This is a genomic window from Spirosoma utsteinense, from assembly GCF_014282275.1.
GTDB lineage: Bacteria > Bacteroidota > Bacteroidia > Cytophagales > Spirosomataceae > Spirosoma > Spirosoma utsteinense.
Map to the genome: position 1 here is coordinate 313,752 of NZ_VFIA01000001.1, position 21,108 is coordinate 334,859.

The 21,108-nt window shown below is 55.7% G+C and carries 15 protein-coding genes; 13 read left to right on the top strand and 2 right to left on the bottom strand.

The features are described 5' to 3' along the window. The first annotated feature begins 26 nt into the window (after positions 1-26). The gene (lpxK, locus tag FH603_RS01275; RefSeq protein WP_186735224.1) at positions 27-1,091 is read left to right on the top strand and encodes a tetraacyldisaccharide 4'-kinase; all 1,065 of its coding nucleotides are present in this window, start codon (positions 27-29) and stop codon (positions 1,089-1,091) included. A gap of 52 nt (positions 1,092-1,143) precedes the next feature. Then, a complete protein-coding gene (locus FH603_RS01280) occupies positions 1,144-3,186 on the top strand; it encodes a putative porin (RefSeq protein ID WP_186735226.1) in 2,043 nt (680 codons plus the stop codon). Here FH603_RS01280 and FH603_RS28885 read toward each other — a convergent pair. Further along, positions 3,183-3,314, bottom strand: a complete 132-nt coding sequence (locus tag FH603_RS28885; RefSeq protein ID WP_262891241.1) for a hypothetical protein — start codon at positions 3,312-3,314, stop codon at positions 3,183-3,185. The genes FH603_RS01280 and FH603_RS28885 overlap by 4 nt on opposite strands. A 262-nt stretch (positions 3,315-3,576) precedes the next feature. Here FH603_RS28885 and FH603_RS01285 point away from each other — a divergent pair, with 262 nt between their 5' ends. The 6 genes from FH603_RS01285 to FH603_RS01310 all read left to right on the top strand — a co-directional run bounded on the left by FH603_RS01285 (position 3,577) and on the right by FH603_RS01310 (position 10,099). After that, the gene (locus tag FH603_RS01285) at positions 3,577-5,322 is read left to right on the top strand and encodes a GMC oxidoreductase (RefSeq protein WP_186735228.1); all 1,746 of its coding nucleotides are present in this window, start codon (positions 3,577-3,579) and stop codon (positions 5,320-5,322) included. A gap of 7 nt (positions 5,323-5,329) precedes the next feature. Beyond that, positions 5,330-5,968 (top strand): gluconate 2-dehydrogenase subunit 3 family protein, encoded by a 639-nt coding sequence (locus FH603_RS01290; protein ID WP_186735230.1) that lies wholly within the window; start codon positions 5,330-5,332, stop codon positions 5,966-5,968. Positions 5,969-6,219: 251 nt separating this feature from the next. After that, positions 6,220-7,710: a S41 family peptidase gene (locus FH603_RS01295; RefSeq protein WP_235985294.1), complete on the top strand. Its 1,491-nt coding sequence runs from the start codon at positions 6,220-6,222 to the stop codon at positions 7,708-7,710. Between the two features lie 163 nt (positions 7,711-7,873). Beyond that, positions 7,874-8,617 carry a peptidase associated/transthyretin-like domain-containing protein gene (locus FH603_RS01300; RefSeq protein WP_186735232.1) on the top strand — a complete coding sequence of 248 codons (744 nt, stop codon included), beginning with the start codon at positions 7,874-7,876 and terminating at the stop codon, positions 8,615-8,617. A gap of 37 nt (positions 8,618-8,654) precedes the next feature. Beyond that, entirely contained in the window at positions 8,655-9,581 is a 927-nt protein-coding gene (locus tag FH603_RS01305; protein WP_186735234.1) for a vitamin B12 dependent-methionine synthase activation domain-containing protein, read from the top strand. After that, a complete protein-coding gene (locus FH603_RS01310; RefSeq protein ID WP_186735236.1) occupies positions 9,572-10,099 on the top strand; it encodes a hypothetical protein in 528 nt (175 codons plus the stop codon). Before FH603_RS01305 ends, FH603_RS01310 begins: the two co-directional genes overlap by 10 nt. Positions 10,100-10,128: 29 nt before the next feature. Here FH603_RS01310 and FH603_RS01315 read toward each other — a convergent pair whose 3' ends face one another. After that, positions 10,129-12,498: a T9SS type B sorting domain-containing protein gene (locus FH603_RS01315; protein WP_186735238.1), complete on the bottom strand. Its 2,370-nt coding sequence runs from the start codon at positions 12,496-12,498 to the stop codon at positions 10,129-10,131. A 342-nt stretch (positions 12,499-12,840) separates the two neighbouring features. Here FH603_RS01315 and FH603_RS01320 point away from each other — a divergent pair, with 342 nt between their 5' ends. The 5 genes from FH603_RS01320 (at position 12,841) to FH603_RS01340 (ending at position 20,981) form a co-directional block, all read left to right on the top strand. Continuing rightward, positions 12,841-14,547, top strand: coding sequence for a CTP synthase (locus FH603_RS01320; protein WP_186735240.1), 1,707 nt, complete (start codon positions 12,841-12,843; stop codon positions 14,545-14,547). Between the two features lie 139 nt (positions 14,548-14,686). Continuing rightward, on the top strand, positions 14,687-16,567 hold the full coding sequence (gene yidC, locus FH603_RS01325; RefSeq protein ID WP_186735242.1) for a membrane protein insertase YidC: 1,881 nt from the start codon (positions 14,687-14,689) through the stop codon (positions 16,565-16,567). A gap of 144 nt (positions 16,568-16,711) precedes the next feature. Further along, positions 16,712-18,502 carry an amino acid ABC transporter substrate-binding protein gene (locus FH603_RS01330; RefSeq protein WP_244967981.1) on the top strand — a complete coding sequence of 597 codons (1,791 nt, stop codon included), beginning with the start codon at positions 16,712-16,714 and terminating at the stop codon, positions 18,500-18,502. A gap of 100 nt (positions 18,503-18,602) precedes the next feature. Next, a complete protein-coding gene (gene hemL, locus FH603_RS01335; protein ID WP_186735245.1) occupies positions 18,603-19,886 on the top strand; it encodes a glutamate-1-semialdehyde 2,1-aminomutase in 1,284 nt (427 codons plus the stop codon). A gap of 87 nt (positions 19,887-19,973) precedes the next feature. Next, positions 19,974-20,981, top strand: a complete 1,008-nt coding sequence (locus FH603_RS01340) for a glycosyltransferase (RefSeq protein WP_186735247.1) — start codon at positions 19,974-19,976, stop codon at positions 20,979-20,981. The last annotated feature ends 127 nt before the right edge of the window (positions 20,982-21,108 follow it).

Here is a 21,108-nt window from a genome sequence, read left to right on the forward strand (position 1 = left end):
TAAAAGCCAATGTTACTAAATTATTAGTGAAACACTCCGCCTTTACCTGGTTACTGAAGCCTCTCAGTAGAATTTACGGATTCATTACTGAAATTCGTAATTGGCTGTATGACAATGGATTGTTTGCCAAATATCATCCAGATATCTTCACGGTCAGCGTAGGGAATTTGACCGTCGGTGGAACGGGCAAAACACCTATGATTGAATATTTGATTAAACGGCATTTAAACCGGGAAGCATCAACAACTGCCGGGACGGTCACCCTGAGCCGGGGTTACGGTCGGCACACAAAAGGTTTCCGGGTAGCCTCAACGGCCGACACTGCCGCTACGATCGGGGATGAGCCTTTGCAGTTATACCGGAAGTTTGGTCAGCAGATACAGGTTTGCGTAGGCGAACGGCGGGCAGATGCCATCAAAGCCATCCAGGCACGTTTCCCAGCTACCAGACGCATTCTGCTCGACGATGCGTTTCAGCACCGGGCGGTCTCCCCGGACCTGAACCTACTGCTGATGGATTTTAACCGGCCTTTCTATACCGACTATCCATTTCCTGCGGGTCGGTTGCGGGAAAACCGGAATGGAGCCCAACGGGCTGATGCCCTGATTATTACCAAATGCCCGGTCGATTTGCCACTGGCCGACCAGCGGCTGATCGAGGAAAGAGCCCGGCAATATACCCGGCCACAGATCCCGGTTTTCTTTGCCGGCCTCCGGTATGATCAGCCAACGGCGTTTGCTACCCTTCAGCCTGTAACGGGGCTGGCAGATGTCGTGCTTGTATCGGGTCTGGCCAATGCCGACCCGCTGGAGCAGTATGTACAGCAGCAGTTTGTCATGCACCACCACCACCGCTTTGCCGACCATCGGGTGTATAGCCGTTCCGATTTCGATCGGCTTCTGGCCGGTTTAGCGTCTGGGGTAAGTTTGCTCACGACCGAAAAAGACTGGGTAAAACTCGATGCGCTGCTGTCGCCTGCCGAGCGCGCTACGCTACCCCTGTTCTTCCTGCCCGTTCAGATGGTCCTGCTGGGGGAGCATGATCGGGCATTCAACCAGTTTCTGGATACAGCAACCCTTAAAATTCGTTAACGGAGCCTGGCTTCGTTCGGGCTGTCCGGCGATTTGACGTACTTTTGATCCAATGAATCGACGTTTTAGGGTACTCCTTCTTTTTCTTCTACTTTCTACCGCAGGGTGGGCGCAGCAATTTCCGGGCGGTAGCCAGATGCCAAACGGCTTCGGGGCTCGTCCGGGCAGTACAACGGCTACCAGCAGCGGTAGTGGTACCGGCATCGATGATTCGACCAAGGTCATCTACGGCCCCACGTCGACTCGGTTCTGGCTGGAGGAGGATATTTTCAACAACCGGGCTAAACGCTATACGGTCGATACGACGATGGATGATGTTCATCGGTTCACGTATGTGCAGCGCAATCAGAACCAATACCAGGATCTGGGCAACCTCGGTACGCCGATGCGGCCCATATTCGTGCAGGTACCGCAGCAACTGGGTGCTCAAACGGGCTATTATACCTTTTCGCCCTATGCGTACCAGACGATGAACGTACGCTATTTCGATACCAAATCCCCTTTCTCGGATATGTACCTGGCCCTGGGTGGGCGAAACCAGAACATCCTCCGGTTCGACTTCACGCAAAACATCAATCCCCGCTTTAATGCCGGGTTCAATGTCCAGCGGTTTACCTCCCAGAAACAGTTTGGTACCAGCGGCCCCAACGACCCCAACAAGCTGCTGGCGCAGAACTGGGGCTTCCTGGGCCATACGAACTACCGCTCCAAAGATGATAAATACACCCTGCTGGTCCATTTTATCAATATGAACCACAGTCTCGACGAACAGGGAGGGGTGTTGCCGGGGCAGCGGGTCAATGAACTGGGCGACACGCTGACGATCCGGTACAATTATGATGGCGATGCCCGTCTGATCGGTGGTGGTCCGCCCACCGCCCCCCGCAAAGGACCGAACGGGCGCGAAATACGGAATGACTGGCATGTCTACCATCAATACGTACTGGATAAGGGGATACAGATTTTTCACCGGCTCGACTACCGGCGGCAGAAAAATTTCTATCAGGACGATACCCTCCGTCTCAACCAGCGGGTATTACCGGGCTTCCCCAACGGATTTTATCCATCCCGCGCCAACGATCCTAACCTGACGACGCTGGGCGACTCGTCCCGTATATTTCAGGATGCCCGCTTCCGGCTGGTGGAGAACCTGTTCGGGTTAAAAGGGATCTACCAGCGGGGCGGATCGGCCTTCAACTACCGGGCTTACCTGCGGAGCCGTATCTACGGTCAATATACCCGCTATAACACCGCTGCCAACCGCTTTAATGAATATGAAACCCGCCGTGCCGAAACCTTCCTCGGGGGCTGGCTGGGTTATTACCTGCCCGACAGCCTCTCGCGCGTTACGGCCGAGGCAGAGTACCAGATAGGGGGCGGATTTCGATTGCAGGGGCAGTTGGAAAGCAAATTTCTGACAGCGGGCTATACCGCCATGCTCGTCGATCCAACGCTTCTCCAGGAACGCTACCAGAGTGCCATTTACTTCTGGCGAAATAATTTCAAGCTGCGGGGCTACAATTATGCCTTCGGCAAGCTCAACCTCCGCTACCGGAAACTGCGCATCGAGCCGAGCATCGATTACCAGCTGCTCAGTAACTACACGTATTTCGATACCAACGCGGTAGCGCGGCAGGCAGAAGGCTCGTTCAGTGTGTTCCGGACCGGCCTTGGCTACAGCCTGGGTGTGGGGAAACTGCTGCTGGCAGGGCAGGCCTACTATACCGTTCAGTCGAGAACAGATATTCTGCGAACGCCACCCGTTTTCCTGAACGCCCGATTCCAGTATGAATTTCTCTACGCCAAAGTACTGTATATACAGGCGGGGATCGATCTGCACTACAAATCGGCCTATTTTGCCGATGCCTATATGCCGCTTACGCAGCAGTTCTATCTACAGAACCGGCAAAAGGTGGAGGGCTACCTCCTGGCCGATGTCTACGCCAACCTGCGCGTAAACCGGACCCGGCTTTTTATCAAACTAACCCATGCCAACCAGGGATTCCTGCAAACCCCCGGTTATTTTGTGGCCCCCGATTTTCTGCAAATGCGACGGGGCTTTGCGTTTGGAGTCGACTGGTACCTGTTCGATTAGGTATGCAGGGGCCGCAGGAACGGACGTGTCCGAACACACCCGGCTTTGCCGCCAGCCGTAGCGCCGTTTGCCACAAAGACCAGCACGGTCATGAAAAAAAACAGACCAGACAGGCGTAAATTATTCACTGAGTAGTATTCAGCTAAGGGCCTGTTAAATGATGATGAGTAAATATGTTGTCTTTGCGGGTCTATGCCTTATCACTCAACAGCATACAAAATCAGGTACCCAACTTGTGTTTATCAGGGAATCTGCCGGTTGGGGTTGGTAAATCTTCGGGGGGTAGATGAACTTGCTGGCTAACGGGGGGTAATAAATCTCTGTTTATTACTTTATTTGTAGTGGTTACGGTTGACCTGGTGATCAAACCTTACAAACCTATTCTTCAGTATGGATTCGTTTTATTATCAAAAAGCCCCGGTTCAGTACGACGCCATCATCGTCGGTTCGGGGGCAGGGGGCGGCATGGCGGCTTATACGCTGGCTAAAGCTGGGGCCAAGGTCCTGTTGCTGGAAGCGGGCGGCTACTATGACCCCGCCGATCCAAAATACATTACCCAACTGAAATGGCCCTGGGAGTCGCCCCGTCGGGGAGCCGGCACAACCCGCGCTTTCGGCGATTACGACGCAGCATGGGGCGGCTGGGACATTGAAGGGGAACCTTATACCACCGCACCCGGTACCGAATTTCACTGGTTCCGGTCACGCATGCTGGGTGGACGTACCAACCACTGGGGCCGGATTTCCCTGCGTTTCGGGCCGGATGATTTCCGTCGGAAAAGTATGACGGGCGTTGGCGTAGACTGGCCTATCGGCTATGACGACCTGAAACCGTTCTACGACCGTGTCGACAAGCTGATCGGTGTGTTCGGTTCGGTAGAAAATTTCCCCAACGAGCCGGACGGCATCTTCCTGCCGCCACCCAAACCTCGTTTGCACGAAATGATGATCCGGAAGGGAGCCAAAACGATTGGCATTCCGGTTCTTCCGTCACGGCTGTCGATCCTGACCAAACCCATCAACGAAGAGCGGGGTGCCTGTTTTTACTGTAGCCAGTGTAGTCGCGGCTGTCAGGCATACGCCGATTTTTCGTCGTCGTCGGTGCTGGTGAAGCCCGCCTTGAAAACGGGAAACGTCACCCTCATCAACGGGGCTATGGTGCGCGAAGTCCTGACCGATGCCGCAACGGGTCTCGCTACCGGCGTTAGTTACGTCGACACGCGCACGCTGGAGGAAGTTACGGTAAAAGGTAAAACGGTTGTACTGGCGGCCAGCGCGGGTGAAACGGCACGGTTGCTGCTCAACTCCAAATCGAGCCGTTTTTCTAACGGACTCGCCAATACCAGCGGAGTCGTTGGTAAATACATCAATGACTCGACGGGCGCCAGCCGGTCGGCGTTTGTGCCGGCCCTGATGGACCGCAAACGCTACAACGAAGATGGCGTTGGCGGCATGCACGTGTTTACTCCCTGGTGGCTCGATAACAAGAAGCTGGATTTCCCGCGCGGGTACCACATCGAATACTGGGGCGGCATGGGTATGCCGGCTTATGGCTTTGGCTGGGGCGTTGAAGAAATGAATGGCATGATTCCCGGTCGCGACGGCAAGATGAAGCCGGGCGGTGGGTATGGTGCCGCTCTGAAAGACGACTACCGCCGGTTCTACGGTGCCTACGTAGGCATGGCAGGCCGCGGAGAGCCCGTTCCCCTGGAGAGCAACTACTGCGAAATTGACCCGAACGTAGTCGATAAATACGGCATTCCGGTGCTGCGATTTAACTACAAATGGTCGCAGAACGAGGTCAACCAGGCAAAGCATATGCAGGACACGTTCGAGGAGATCATCCACTCGATGGGTGGTATTGCCCTGGGTGCCAAGCCTGACGCGAGCAGTAATTATGGACTGGCCGAACCCGGCAAGATCATCCACGAAGTAGGGACGTCCCGCATGGGCAACGATCCAAAGTCGTCGGCGCTCAACAAGTTCCAGCAGGCACATGACGTGAAGAACCTCTTTGTTGTCGACGCGGCAGCCTTCCCCTCGCAGGGGGACAAGAACGTAACCTGGACCATTCTGGCCAGTTCGATGCGCACCAGTGAATATTTGATCGATCAGGTCAAAAAGAAAAATATATAACGGCAATATGAAACGCAGAGACTCCCTAAAAGCCCTATCCCTTACCGGTTTTGGCCTGGCCGTTGGGCCCGTTGAAGCCGCCGTACCCGCGCCACCCGATGTAAAGCCGCTCAAAATACCGGGCGGTCGTCAGAAATTCGAGGCTGAGCGCGATGCTAAACTCATGAGTGAGAAATTCTTCACGCCCCATGAGTTGCAGACCGTTACGGTTCTGTCCGACATTATTATCCCCGCCGATGAGCGGTCGGGTAGCGCGTCCCAGTCGGGTGTGCCGGCGTTCATCGAGTTTATGATGAAGGACCAGCCCCGCAACCAGACGCCCATGCGCGGTGGTATTCGCTGGCTCGACAACACCTGCAAGAAGCGATACGGAAAGCAGTTCGTGCAATGCACCAAAGCCCAGCAGATCGAAATGGTCGACCAGATTGCCTATCCTAAACTGGCCAAACCGGATATGACCCAGGGCGCTTCCTTCTTCAGCATGATGCGTAACCTGACTGCATCGGGCTTTTATTCCAGTCAGATGGGCATCAAAGACATTGGGTATGTGGGCAACGTCCCCAACCAGTGGGAGGGTGTACCGGACGACGTGCTGAAGCAGTACGGTCTGGCGTACGAAGAGCGGGAGATGAACCCCGGGAAATAACGAAATGAATGATTGTAGAAGGCCCTCATTGAAAAATGAGGGCTTTTTTTTTGCATCACACCCATACGGTCACCAGTGGCCTGGTCAATGAAATACCGTCACGTAGGTCAGGACGAGCCGGTTTCCGATGCCGCCTGCGTCGGCATAATCCGGGGCATGCTCGATACGTATCGCAGACTTTGCAACACAGACGAGGAGATTAACGTACAGTCAGCAGGTAACTCAACAAACAACTTATCTGCTGGATCAAAATGACTAATTACGTTGTGAACAAAGTGATTCGGGGCGCTATCCGTCCGCTGACTATAGGGTACGCTATGGGCCAATGGGTGTTGCTGGCCGGGTTAATTGTATGCCTGACGGGCTGTAAAGACCAGGCTGCTGAAGTGACGCCCCTGTCCGTTGCCGATGCTGCCAATAAAAATGGGGTCGTCGACAACTGGATACTGACCAACATGCGGGATCTGTACTACTGGAACGACAAAATACCCGCGAATCCCGATACGACGCTTGCCCCCGAGATTTTCTTCGATTCGATCCTCAATACCTACGACGCCACGACCAATCCCACGGGTGATCGGTTCTCCTGGATCGAAGCGAGTGCTGCCGATCTTCAGGCGAGCCTGAGCGGAGAAACGACCACAACGGGTATGGAATACAACCTCTACCTGCGGTCGTCGGGGTCCGACGATATCATTGCTCAGGTACTGTATGTATTACCCGGCTCCCCGGCCGAAAAAGCGGGTATCCAACGGGGCGACATCATCAGTAAAGTCAACGGCCAGTTGCTTACCCGTACCAACTACGTCGATCTTCTGTTCGGCAGCACGACCACGTTTACCTTTGGCCTGGCCAGTGTTAGCGGCAATTCGCTGGTGGATACCGACCTGAGCAAGACCGTCACGGCCACGGTGTATCAGGAAAATCCGGTATTTCTGGATTCGGTTTACTCGGTAGGGGGTAAGACGGTCGGTTACCTGGTCTATAACCAGTTTGTTCCCGGTGCCAACAACAGCAACGCCAATGAATATGATGCGCAACTGGATGCCATCTTTGGCGATTTTAAAGCCAAAGGCGTCAACGAACTGGTGCTCGATCTACGCTACAACCCCGGCGGCTATACCTCCTCATCGGCCAATCTGGCCAGTCTGATCGGGAAAGGTGTCGGTGCGGGAAAAGTCTACTTCCGCGAAGAATGGAATACCTCCATCACGCCCCTGTTGCAGGAAAAGTATGGCGACAGCTTCTTTGTGCAGAACTTCCTGACTAAAGCCCAGAATATTGGCGGCAATCTCACGCGCCTGTTCGTATTGACGACCGATCAGACGGCATCGGCCAGCGAACTGATCATCAATGGGCTACGTCCCTACATGAGCGTCATCACGATTGGAACGACGACCTACGGCAAAAACGTCGGATCGATTACCATTACCGATGATAGTGGCCAGATACCGTGGGGTATTCAGCCTATTGTCTTTAAATCGTTCAACAGCGCCGGTCAGTCCGATTACTCGACGGGTTTTACGCCCACGATCGAAGTGGAGGAGCCGCTTACCCTGCTGCCGCTGGGCGACACCCGCGAAGCGCTGCTGAGCACGGCCCTGGGTCAGCTATCGGGAACAGCCGCCCCGGCCCGGGCAGGAGTTAGGCAGGCCAACCCACTCGCCGGCGTCGGGTCCTCGATCCAGCGCAAAGCGGGCGGGGGGCGTATGGTGAAAACGATGAAGATGCTGCACTGGTAGTCCCTTCCGGATGGTTCCAAACCCGGGTCTATGGATAAACACCGCCCCCGGGCCGGCACAGGTATAGCCGTGCGCCACACACCCGTTTGCCGGGACAACGAACGCGCCTGATGCAACGTAATAAAATCATGAATCGAATAGAAAATCTGACACGTAACCTGCTATGAAAATCGACGCCCCTATTTCCCGGCTGGACTTCCTGCGAAAAGCCTTCGCTGGCACCGCGCTGGCACCCGTACTTCTGCAAGCCTGTAGCCAGGATACAACCGGGATTGCCCCCGCAGGGACGAACGCGACGGGCACAACAACCGGGGTGGGCAGTACGACGGGCACCACGACCGGAAATTGTGTCGTTACCGACACCGAAACGGATGGCCCATATCCGCTCTACAACAGCCGGGGATCGGCTTTGCAGCGGGTCGATATCCGGGAAGGGAAGACGGGTTTGCAACTCGATATGGTCTTTACCGTTAAAAACGTTTCCAACAGCTGCGCCCTGCTGCCCAATGCCCGCGTCGATATCTGGTACTGCGACAAGGACGGTTATTATTCGGGCTACAGCAATTCGGGTTACCTGGGCACGCAGAACAATACGACCAGGACGTTTCTGCGGGGGCTCCAATATGCCGATGCCAGTGGGCAGGTAACCTTTACGGGCATCTACCCCGGCTGGTATCAGGGTCGGGCCACGCACCTCCACGTGCAGGTTTATGTCGATAACAGCCTGAAATTGACCACCCAGGTAGCTTTCCCGGAGGAAATCAACACCGCCGTCTACACAACGGACCTCTACAAAGCCCACGGGCAGAACTCGCTCAAGAATACCGGGGATGGCATTCTCCGCGACTCCCTCGGTAATGAATTGGCAACCGTGGTCGCCAATGCCACATCGGGGGGTATACGCTGACCCATACCTTGTTCGTGAAGGCATAAACCAATCCGATATGCATACGCTACAGCCGGAACGGACCAGCGCCCGCGCTACGGTCGCTGATCAGCAAGCCATCGACTGGACCTGTTTCAAGCCCTTCACCAGCCATTTTCTGGGCGTATCCACGTTCGATGCCTCAGATACGGATCAGGTACGGCGATATATGGACTGGGATTTATTTTTCAGGAAATGGGAATTCCCGCTTCCCTTTCCCGACGTGCTGGACGATGTTCACTGGGGACCACCCGCCCGAGCGCTCTATACCGATGCCCGGGCGCGGCTGGATGAACTGGTGGGCGACAACCTCAGGCCTGAGGTTGTATTTGGCGTCTGGCGAGCCAGTGCCCGGGGCGATCAGGTGCTGGTTGAAACAACAGGCGGCACAACGGTCGGGCTGTCATTCCCGCGTATTCAGGTTTCTGACAGCCGATCGTACTGTGTTGCCGATTTCATCAAGCCTGCAATGGCACTCCGGGTGGGTGAATCGGACTACCTGGGCGGGTATGCCCTACGCCTGGGAACGGATGTCGACAGACCCGCCGGGCAACCGGCCACCGGTCAGCACGACTATCGATCACTGCTGACAGCCGATCTTTGTGAATTATACCGCTCCGCCCTGGTAGATTACCTGCATTATCGGCTCCGGCGGTTTATCTGGGCCTACTGCGATGACGACGACCTGAGTAATGAGAAGGTGCTGACGGGAACACATCAGGGTATTCGGGTGGACGTTGGCGGGCCGGAATGTCCGGGACAGACGCTGCAAGCCCAGCTGCTGAAACAGCTGGGTGTCGACGCCTGGGAAGACGCCGGTGCGTTCCATCTTCCCGGTGATCGCCCGTCGCGGGTGTCCAGTGGTTTTTTTCTGGCGCATCCCCAAAGTCGAAACCTTCTTTCGCCCTTTACGGGGGCAGACCGGACGCCATGCCTATGCCCCTGATCCGTATCCGGCTGGTCTTCCGGCAGGTCATCGACGCCAGTACCGCCCGCACCGACTTCGAGAAAGCGGTTTTGACCGATACGTACCACGAGTTTCGGGTGCAGATACAAACCTACACGGCCGATCGACCGTTCACAAGCTGGCAGCAGCTACGCACGGCCATACCGCAGTCTGATCCGGCCCTGCCCATCCGGGTGGGGTTCGCCATTGGTCTGTACGTGAGCGGATTAAATGGTCAGATACCCGGCCTGACCGATGTGCTGGGTCAGCCTGTCGTCTTTACGGACTACCTGTTCTCCCTGCTAGATTCCGATACCACCGACCCGACTCGTCACCGGGTGGCCTTAACGTACCTGACCGATACACTAATCTGGCTCGACACCGTTGGTAATACACTGTTGCTCAGTCTACCAACAGGGCCTGGTACCGAACCGGCTACCAGCCATCGGTACGATACGTTTATGCTGGACAGGCATCCCAGCCTGAGCATAGTATCCTACGAGAAAGTACCCGCGTGACCGGATGACTCCCGGGTGCCCGCCCGTCGCTATCGTACAATGACCACACGGCCGCGCATAACGGGCTTGTCGGGCAGGGTATGCAGGGTATAGGGATACAGGCCGGTGGGGAGGTCGATACCGCCCGATCGACCATCGAAAGGCTGATGGTAGCCCTTGTCTGACTGGTAGATGACTTCGCCCCAGCGGTTAAACACAGTCACTGTCGCCTGCGGAAAAGCCTCGATACCCGATAAGACCCACACGTCATTAAGGCCATCGCTGTTGGGCGAGAAAGCGTCGGGAATCCAGACCCGCTCGTAGACGGTGATGTGGACCGTATCGCGGGTCGTACAACCGGTTTCATTTCCTACGGTCAGGGTGTAGGTGATATCGCGGTCGATGGACACTGCGGATGGCGTGGCCATCGACGGATTGTCGAGGTAGGTCGGGGGCGACCACTCGAACGTAACCGGGTTGCCTGTGTAGGCGGGGGCCAGGGCCAGGGTGTTTCCCCGGTAGGTAATCAGACTGTCGGGTAGCTGGATGGTGGGAATAGGCGCGACTACGGCCACCCGCGACGCGACGGTACCGGCACATTCGGGCGCGGGTTTTACCGTGTAGGTGAGCGGATGGTTACCGACCCCGGCGCTTCGGGCACTGAATGTATCGTCGATGACGCCCGGCCCGTCAAATTCGCCCCCCGGCGGACTGGCCCGGAGTGTATAAGCAGGAACATCAGGACCGCACACCCCCGGTATGGAGTCGAAGCGAACCGTCACGGGCGGGACCGGTACGATAACCAGCGGTGTCGAAACGCCCCGGCATCCATTTTCATCGATAGCCGTGAGTATGAACGTGCCGCCGGCCGGTGTGCGGTATTGGGCCGTTGTGGCTCCTGCGATAACCTGCCCGTCGCGTTCCCAGATATACTGCGTACCACCGCCGGCCAGTAGCGGCAGCGAATCCTGCGGACACAGTCGGTTGATACCCGTGGTCGAGGTAAGGGTTGCCTGTACGGCTGCCGATCGGGCCAGGCTGAGCGTGTTCGAGGAGACGGTGCAACCCGACCGGGTATAGGTAAGTCCGGCCCGGTAACGGCCTTCCTGCTCCACCCGAACCGAATCCGATACCCGACCGGCGAGTAAGACGTCGTTTCGATACCATTGGTACACAACCCCCGTGTCGTTCGTTACCGCCAGATCGACCGTTCCGGTGGTGGCGCATAGATGGCCCGTTTCACCTAATGTGGCTTCCTGTCCCACCACACGGACCGTTATCGTTTGCGAATTGCCGACTTTACTACATGCCTTTTTAGGGGACACTAAAACGGTGTAGTCGCCAGACTCACGAACGGTCAGGGTCGATCCGTTGGCATTGGGCAGGTTGACGCCATCCCGACGCCACTGGTAATTCCAGCTTGTGTCGAGGGTGGCCTGAACCCGGGCCGAATCGCCGTAACACAGGTCAACCGTACGCAGGTCCGTTGGCCGGTTCATAACCTGAATAGCCGGGTTGGGCGTGGTGGTGGGCGGGCAGTCGACGACCAGAAACTGAAAATCCCGCCTGACTTCCCCTAGTTTAACCCCATTTCGATATTCCTCTACTTTAACGGCAAATACGAATAAGCCCAATTGCGTCGCTGTAACCGACAACTGGCCGGTCTTACTGTCGATGGTCAGGGCCGGACTGCCCGGGATCGCGTTGGAAGCGCCATAACCCGGCTGCCAGACAACGTCGGGGTAGGGCCCCGGTGAGGTAGTCGGGGTACGGCCCGTGTTCTTCTGGTCCAGGGGTGTCACCATCGAATAGCGCAGTTCATCGCCGTCGGGGTCCGTGCCGCCGAAAGGAAAAGAAAATGGCTCATTTACGCACACATACTCGCCGTTGATGGGCGGAAAGCGGGGCGATGAGTAGGGGATGGCTAGACCATTTTGCTGGAGGGCCGGGAAGGCCAGGTAAAAGGTAAAACCCGTCAGGAGCGGATTGACCAGGTTATCGATACCCGCGTTGCGGTTCCGGGTCTGGTAGGAAATATAATAGCCCTGCGGGTCGCTGTAGGTGGCCGGGTCGAGTTGTAGATCTGCTTCGAAGGTAGCCACGACAAATTTCAGGTTGCGCAGTTCCGCGCAGAACTCGTTGGCATAAATAACGTTCTCACGCTGACCTGTTTCGCGCACCTGAAACGTAAGCATCTGTTGGTTATCCCGTTGGCGAAAAATGCCCAGCGGCCCGCCACTCTGCTGATCGGCCCGTCGGCCCGCTTCGAAATAATTAGTGACAATGATCCGGTATTGGCCCGGCCGGTTGCCCACCGCACGCATTTCCAGCTGGCCGCCCACCTGGTGCGTTGCCAGCACCGGCACCGAGGTCAGCAGCAGGATGAGCACTACGAACATACGAAGGGTAGTGGTAGGCATAGGGCAGGCTAGCAGAAAACGGTTGTGCTAAAACGAAGATTTCATAGCAATTTATCATTAATAGTTTTTGTTATATAGATTTAGCGGGATAAAATAACAGACCAGCCGACACGCGGGCTAAGCAATTGGGCCAGGGCCCCTGACCGGTAAGAGCCCCTGCTGTTGTCTGACGGGCCAATACCGGTTAACCGGCCTTGGCCACAATAAACCGTGCCGGAAAAAAATAAGGAGCGTAGTTGGTTGACTGTTACTTTCTTACCGACTATCGCTAATTTTTTTCGCGATTTCCTTTTAAAACTTGCGTACCTTTATGCCCCGTAACGACCTAAACAGGTTTCAATCATGGCGGCTACGGGACCCAAATCAGCAAAATACATCTTCGTCACAGGCGGAGTCACTTCATCACTTGGCAAAGGCATTATTGCCTCTTCATTAGCCAAACTCCTTCAGGCACGGGGCCTTACGGTAACTATCCAGAAGTTCGATCCGTACATTAACATCGACCCTGGCACACTCAATCCGTATGAACACGGTGAATGCTACGTTACCGACGACGGCGCTGAAACCGATCTTGACCTGGGTCACTACGAGCGGTTCCTGAACCGCCCGACTTCGCAGGCCAACAACATCACTACCGGGCGTATCTACAACAACGTGATCACCCGCGAACGGCGGGGGGATTTTCTGGGGAAAACGGTACAGGTAGTTCCGCACATCACCGACGAAATCAAACGCAACATCCGGCTCCTGGGCAACACCGGGGAGTACGACATCGTCATCACCGAGATTGGCGGCTGTGTAGGCGACATCGAATCGCTGCCGTTTGTGGAGGCCGTTCGGCAGCTGAAATTCGAACTGGGGGAGAAAGATACACTCGTTATTCACCTGACGCTGGTGCCGTACCTGCAGTCGGCGGGTGAGTTGAAAACAAAACCCACGCAGCACTCCGTGCGGATGCTGCTCGAAAACGGCGTGCAGCCCGATATCATCGCCTGCCGTACCGAACACCCGCTGCCGCAGGACATCCGCCGAAAAATTGCGCAGTTCTGTAACGTGCAGGTTGCTTCGGTTATCGAAGCCATCGATGCCGAAACGATTTACGACGTGCCCCTGCTGATGCAGAAGGAGCGTCTCGATCAACGGGCTTTATACATGCTCGATCTCTACAACGACAAAGACGCGGATCTGGATGCCTGGAAAGCATTCCTGGGGCGGCTCAAGAATCCCGGCGAAACGGTCACGATTGGGTTGGTGGGTAAATATGTCGAACTGCACGATGCCTATAAATCAATCGCTGAGTCGTTCATTCATGCCGGTGCCACCAACGAGTGCAAGGTGAAGCTGGAATGGATTCAGTCCGAAACGCTGGCCGACGAACATCACTGCACCGAGGTACTGCGCGAACTGGACGGGGTGCTGGTAGCCCCCGGATTTGGCGAGCGGGGTATAGAAGGCAAGATCAATGCTGTTCGCTACGTTCGGGAAAACGGCATTCCTTTCCTTGGTATATGCCTGGGGATGCAGATGGCCGTTATCGAGTATGCCCGTAACGTGATGGGTATCGAGGATGCCCACTCGACGGAAATGGAGCCCCATACGCCCAATCCGGTCATCAGCATGATGGAAGCGCAGAAAACCGTTACCGATAAGGGGGGGACGATGCGACTGGGGGCATACGCCTGTAAGCTTAAGCGCGACTCGAAAGCGCACCAGGTTTACGGTAAGAACCAGGTCAGTGAGCGCCATCGCCATCGCTACGAGTTCAACAACGATTACCTGGAGCGCTTCGAGCGCGCCGGTATGCGCCCAACGGGCATCAACCCCGAGACAGGTCTGGTTGAAATCGTTGAACTGACCAATCACCCCTGGTTCATGGGCGTACAGTTCCACCCCGAATTGAAAAGTACCGTCATGAATCCGCATCCGCTGTTTGTTCAGTTCGTTCGGGCTACCCTGGCCTACAGCCAGCAGAAACGCACGGCGCCCATGCCCGAATCCACCGCCGGTACACCGGAGCGGACGGTAGAAACCGCCGAGGTGGTTGGTTAAGCGCTCGGATTGGCGTAATTTTGCAGGAAATTAGTCTGCCCGTCGATGGGTTGGTCAGTCTGTGAGCCGGGTGTGTCAACGAACGTACCCCCGCATAGACTGACTAACCCGCTGGCTGACAGACTTACTAACTTACCTAATGGATCGTAATCAGATTATTGGCATTGTCCTGATATTGGCAATGCTGGTTGGCTACCAGTTACTGGTGCCAAAACCCGCGCCGGAGAAGGAGCCCGCTCAAACCACCCAAACTACCCGACCGTCGAATACGTCCGGGGTTACGGCCCCCGTGGGGTCAGCCTCGAGTGCTGTTGCAAGTACCTCAGCGGGACAGCCGCTCGACTCGGCCGCAGCCAAAGCAAAATACGGCGAATTCTCATCCGTAGCGGTGGGCCAGTCCCGTGACATTGTCGTTGAAAATAAGGACATGAAAGTAACCTTCAGCACCCAGGGTGGGCGCGTGAAGGAAGTCATCCTTAAGAAGTATAAAACCTACGACCAGAAGCCGCTGGTGCTGATCGATGCGGAAACCAGCCAGACCGCCCTCGAGCTACCCACCAGTCGGGGCAAAGTTGATCTGCACAAGCTCTATTACCAGACGACCGCCCAGAGCGGCACCGTGAGCGGGCAGTCGCAGTCGATTGTGTTCCGGGCCGAGATCGCACCGGGGCAGTCGGTGGAGCAGGTATATGCCATACCCGCCGATGGTTACGTGATGGACTACGATCTTAAACTCAACGGGCTCACCAACCTCGTTGGGAACGATAACATCCGGTTCCTGTGGATGGACCAGATGCAGCAATACGAGAACGACTTCAAGAACAACCGGATGGCCGCTACCATCAACTACCTCACCGCTGACGAGAACTTCGATAAATTAAAAGAAAGTGAGTCGAGCGAGGAAGCCACCATTGAGGAACCCGTTCAGTGGTTCACCATCAAGCACAAATACTTTCTGGCGGGGTTTGTTGCAAAAAACGCCCCCCTGCAAAAAGCGAGTTTCAAAGCACTCGTTAATCCTGACGTAGCCGACGTGGTCAAGACCGCCATTGCCGATGTGTCGCTGCCGATGGCCGATGTGAAGGCTGGCAAAGGAAACTACAAGTTCTACTACGGCCCCAACGATTTCCAGCTACTGGGTGATGTAGCTCCTGAGTTCGACCAGAACGTGTACCTGGGTTACTCCGTACTGAAGCCGATCAACAAGTACTTCTTTGTCCCCGTATTTAACTTTCTGGAGAAATTCATCAGCAACTACGGCTTGCTGATCATTGCGCTGGTTGTATTTGTCAAGCTCGTCTTAACCCCGTTGACGTATAAGTCATACATCAGTATGGCTAAAATGCGGGTATTACAACCGGAGTTGAATGAAATGAAGGAGCGAGTGGGCGACGACATGGCCAAGCAGCAGTCGGAGCAGATGAAACTCTACCAGGAAGTAGGGGTAAGTCCGCTCAACGGGTGTATACCCGTGCTGGCCACCATGCCGATCCTGTTCTCGCTGTTCATGCTCTTCCCGAACCTGATCGAACTGCGGCAGAAACCATTTTTGTGGGCCAGCGATCTCTCGACCTACGACGCATTCATCACGTTCCCGGCCATTCCGTTCGTGGGCAGCCACCTGAGTTTGTTTACGGTACTGATGACGGCTTCGTCCATTGCGTTTGCGTATTACAATAACCAGACGACCCCCACGCAGCCCGGCCCGGTAAATATGAAAGCCCTGAGCTACGTGTTCCCGCTGATGTTCATGTTCGTGCTGAACTCATACCCCGCTGGCCTGACGTTTTATTATTTCGTGTCCAACGTGGTAACGATTGCCCAGCAGCAACTGATCCGCCGGTTTGTCGATGAAGACAAACTGAAAGCAGTACTGGACGAAAACCGGCGCAAGAATGCATCCGGTCAGGGTAAGAAACCGGGCGGCTTTCAGGCGATGCTGCAGAAACAGCTGGCAGCGGCCGACGAAGCCCGGAAATTGGCCGATGAGGCCAGCCGAAAAGCAAAACAAAAGAAATAATCGTTTCGGGATGGTGTGTGCTGATACGAACAGACATGTTGCTAACGTATACGTGCCGGTTACATCATTCTATACACTACCTATTTAGTCAACAAAAGCAACGCGACGGCGTTGCTTTTGTGCATTAACCCAACCGAGCAGATCATGAATACAACCTTCCGTTGGTACCGCTTATCCCTGACAGGCTGGCTCGTGGTAGCCTGTTTTCTGACGGTCAACGCCCAGGTGTCGGTGGAGGCTCAGAAACGGTACAAAGAAGCCATCCGACTGATACAGACCGGGAGCTACGACAGGGCTAAGAATGAACTGAATCCGATCATTCAGCGCACCGGGCCCTTGGCTCCCTATGCCAGTTACTATGTTGCGCTGGCGGATTTTCGCCAGAAAAACTTCAGCCAGTCACGGCTCATGCTGAAACAACTGGTGACGCGTTTCCCCAACTGGCAGAAGATCGACGATGCGCAGTACCTGCTGGCGGCCGTTTGTATGGAGATGGGAGAGTATGAAGATGGTCTGGCAGCGCTCAAACCAATCGGTACGCCAGCCCTCCGGACAGAAGGGGTTAAACTGGAGCAGAACTTCATGGGGCGACTGACGGATCTGAACCGGTTGAAACGAATCAACCGCGACTATCCTGACGATAAACCTGTGGCACTGGCGCTGATCGATCTGATTCAGCGTACCGCCACCGACAAAGACGATCTGGAGCTTTCCGACCGGCTGACCAACCAGTTCGGTGTCCCCGTTTCGGTTGCAGGCCGTCCTGTGTCGCCTGTCTCATCTGGTACCACGACTTCGGCCAACCGCCCGACAACCCGCCCAAACCGCGCCAAAGGGTACTACAACGTGGCGGTGATGTTTCCGTTTCGCCTGGACGAATTCGATGCCGACAAGCGAGGGCGTTCCAACCAGTACGCCTATGACCTGTATGAGGGGATGAAAATGGCCAGGGCGAAGCTTCAGGAGGAAGGAATTACAGTAAACCTGTTTGCCTATGATGTTGAGAACGATCCCAATAAAACCCTGGAACTGGTCAACAGTCCCGGCTTTGCGCAAACGGATCTGATTATCGGGCCGCTATACGTAGAGCCGAACCGAATTGCATCGGCTTTTGCCAACCAGAACAACATATTGCTTGTCAATCCGATTGCGACCGGTAGCGAACTGGTCGCCAGCCAGCCCATGTCGTTTCTGGCCCAGCCATCGCTGAACGAGCAGGCCCGGCGCGCAGCCGAACAGGCCCGGAGTCTGATAGGCGGGGGTGCCCGACGGGTAGCGATCTACTTTGGTACGTCGCGCAAGGATTCCCTGCTGGCAGCCGCTTACCAGGCCGAGCTGAAACAGCAGAACTACCAGATACTTGATTTCAAGAGACTAAGCGGTACCGCGCAGGCAATGGCCGAGGCCATGCGCTTCGATGGGAAAATGACTACCGTCGGGTCGGTTTCGGCGGTGCCGACAACGCCAGTGCCGATCACGGTGAGCCATGTTTTCTTTGCCAGTAGCAACGATGACGATGGTGCCCGGATGCTGGATGCCCTGAGTCGCCGACGGGTTTCGGCCCCACTGATCGCTACGGCCAGCGCCTTCGATTACTACCGCAACCCGATGTCGACCTTTACGCGCTGGGAGCTGTATCTCCTCTATCCGGACTATATCGACACCATGCGCGAGCCCGTCATGGCGTTCCAGGAACAGTATATTGCCAAACGGAACACGATTCCATCGGTGTTCGCCGGGGAAGGGTACGATATGCTGCTGTTCTTCGGGCGGCAGATGGCTAAAAACGGGGTTCCGTTCCGTAGTCGAACCGCCCTGCGTACCGATCCCGAGGGCGATTATGTTCTGTCGGGCTTCGATTATACAGAAAGTAACGAAAACCAGGTCGTTCCCATCGTGAAGTACGAAGACGGCCGATTTATCAAAATAAACTAGCGTGGCGGCACCATCCGGTTCGGCTCACGGGTCACGGCTTTTTTAATAAAATGACTGACGCCTGTGAGACAAACCGGTTGCGTCACTACCCACTATACGAATGACAACCAGCGAACAACTTTTCGAGAAGGCTAAGACAATTATACCCGGCGGGGTCAATTCTCCGGTACGGGCATTCCGGTCAGTAGGGGGTACCCCCTTGTTCATTAAATCGGCCAAAGGCCCGTACGTCTATGATGAAGATGGTAATCGCTATGTCGAGCTGATCAATTCCTGGGGTCCCATGATCCTGGGCCATGCGTTCGAGCCCGTTGAAAAAGCCGTACGGGACGCCATCCAGCATTCATTTTCATTCGGTGCGCCAACCCGCAAGGAGGTAGAAATGGCCGAGTTGATCATCAGCATGGTACCGTCGGTGGAGAAGGTGCGGATGGTCAACTCCGGTACCGAAGCCACGATGGCGGCAATACGGGTGGCCCGTGGCTTTACGGGCCGCGACAAGATGATCAAGTTCGAAGGCTGCTACCACGGCCACGGCGACTCGTTTCTGATTGCGGCCGGCAGCGGGGCCATGACGATGGGAATTCCCGATTCGCCCGGCGTGACCAAAGCGACGGCGGCCGATACGCTGACAGCGCCCTATAACGATCTGGCGGCTGTAGAACGGCTATTCGATTCGAACCACAATCAGATCGCTGCGGTGATCCTGGAGCCTGTAGTAGGTAATATGGGTTGTGTATTGCCTGAGCCGGGTTTCCTGGAAGGGGTGCGGGACTTATGTACCAGCCATGGAGCGGTTCTGATCTTCGATGAGGTAATGACGGGTTTCCGGCTCGCCAAAGGCGGGGCGCAGGAACGGTTCGGGATCACCCCCGATCTGACGACGATGGGCAAGATCATCGGGGGCGGTATGCCCGTTGGTGCCTATGGTGGCCGGGCCGAGATCATGGATATCGTCGCGCCTGCTGGTCCGGTTTATCAGGCGGGTACGCTGTCGGGCAACCCCATAGCCATGTCGGCAGGTCTGGCGATGCTGCATCACCTGAACGATCATCCCGACGTGTATACGCGTTTGGATGAGGTTGGGGGTAGACTAGCCGCCGGATTCCGGGAAGGATTCGTTAAGGCAGGCCTGAACTTCACCATCAACCAGATTGGCTCCATGTTCACGCCGTTTATGACCGAACGGACCGTTACGAACTTCAGCGACGCCAAAACCTGCGACGTGTCTATGTTCGGTCGGTATTTCCATGCCATGCTCAAGCGGGGTGTTTATCTGGCCCCGTCGCAGTTCGAAAGCCTGTTCGTGTCCGTAGCCCTGACCGACGAGCTGATCGGGCAGGTTATCCAGGCCCATGCCGAAAGCCTGACCGAAGCGATTTGATTTTTTTAGACAGGAATACAGGATTTTCTTTCCCGGATGAATTGATAACCCGCCAGCGAGTCCTGTAGTCCCGTAATTCCGTCCGATATGCGTTTCTCGATCATCATCCCTGTCTTCAACCGCCCCGACGAACTGCGCGAACTGCTGGTCAGTCTGACAAAACAGACGTACCGGGATTTTGAGGTGCTGGTGATCGAAGACGGCTCGACCAACAAGGCCGACGGGGTGGTACAGGAATTTGCCAGCCAGCTGACAATCCGCTATTTCTACAAGGAGAACACGGGGCAGGGGTTTACCCGCAACTACGGCTTTGAGCGGGCTACGGGCGAGTACTTCGTCATTTTCGATTCCGACGCGCTTATCCCCTCGCCTTACTTTGCCGTTGTCAACCAACGGCTCCAGACCGATTGGCTCGATGCCTACGGCGGACCCGATGCGGCCCACCCGGATTTTACCGACGTTCAGAAAGCCATCAGCTATTCGATGACATCGCCGTTTACGACGGGTGGCATCCGGGGAAGCCGGAAAAACCTGGGCGGAACGTTCCACCCCCGTAGTTTTAATATGGGCCTGTCGCGGCAGGTGTGGGAGCAAACGGGCGGGTATAAACTGAGCCGGATGGGGGAGGACATCGAGTTTGCCATCCGTATCATCGAAAACGGCTTCAAAACCGGTCTCGTCCCGGATGCGTTGATCTACCATAAACGCCGGACAAACTTCGGGCAGTTCTTTCGCCAGCTCCGGTTCTTCGGCCGGGCCCGGATCAATATTGCCCGCTATTATCCCAAAGAACTGAAGGCTGTCCACGCGTTTCCGGCACTGTTTACGCTGGGCCTGGCCTCGATTCCGGTTTGGGCGCTGGTTAGTCCGGTCCTTTTAGCGGTAGCTTTGGGGGTGCTGCTGGTATTCTCGGCACTGATTTTGATTCACGCCACCTGGACCCAACAGAGCCTTAAGGTGGGCCTGCTGAGTGTGGCAGCCGCCTGGGTACAACTGGTCGGGTATGGGACAGGGTTCCTGAGCGAAGGATGGAAACGACTGCGCGAACCGAGTCATTTCCGCGAGACCGGTGCAACGATGGAATATCCATCCTGACCCGGAATGCGTTTACACTAGTACTTGTCCAATTTAATTATTAGAATAATCTGATTTATTCATAGGATTGACCTGCTCATACCATCGTTTGAGTTTATCTTCAGCCGTAGCCACCGTGAAACTCCAA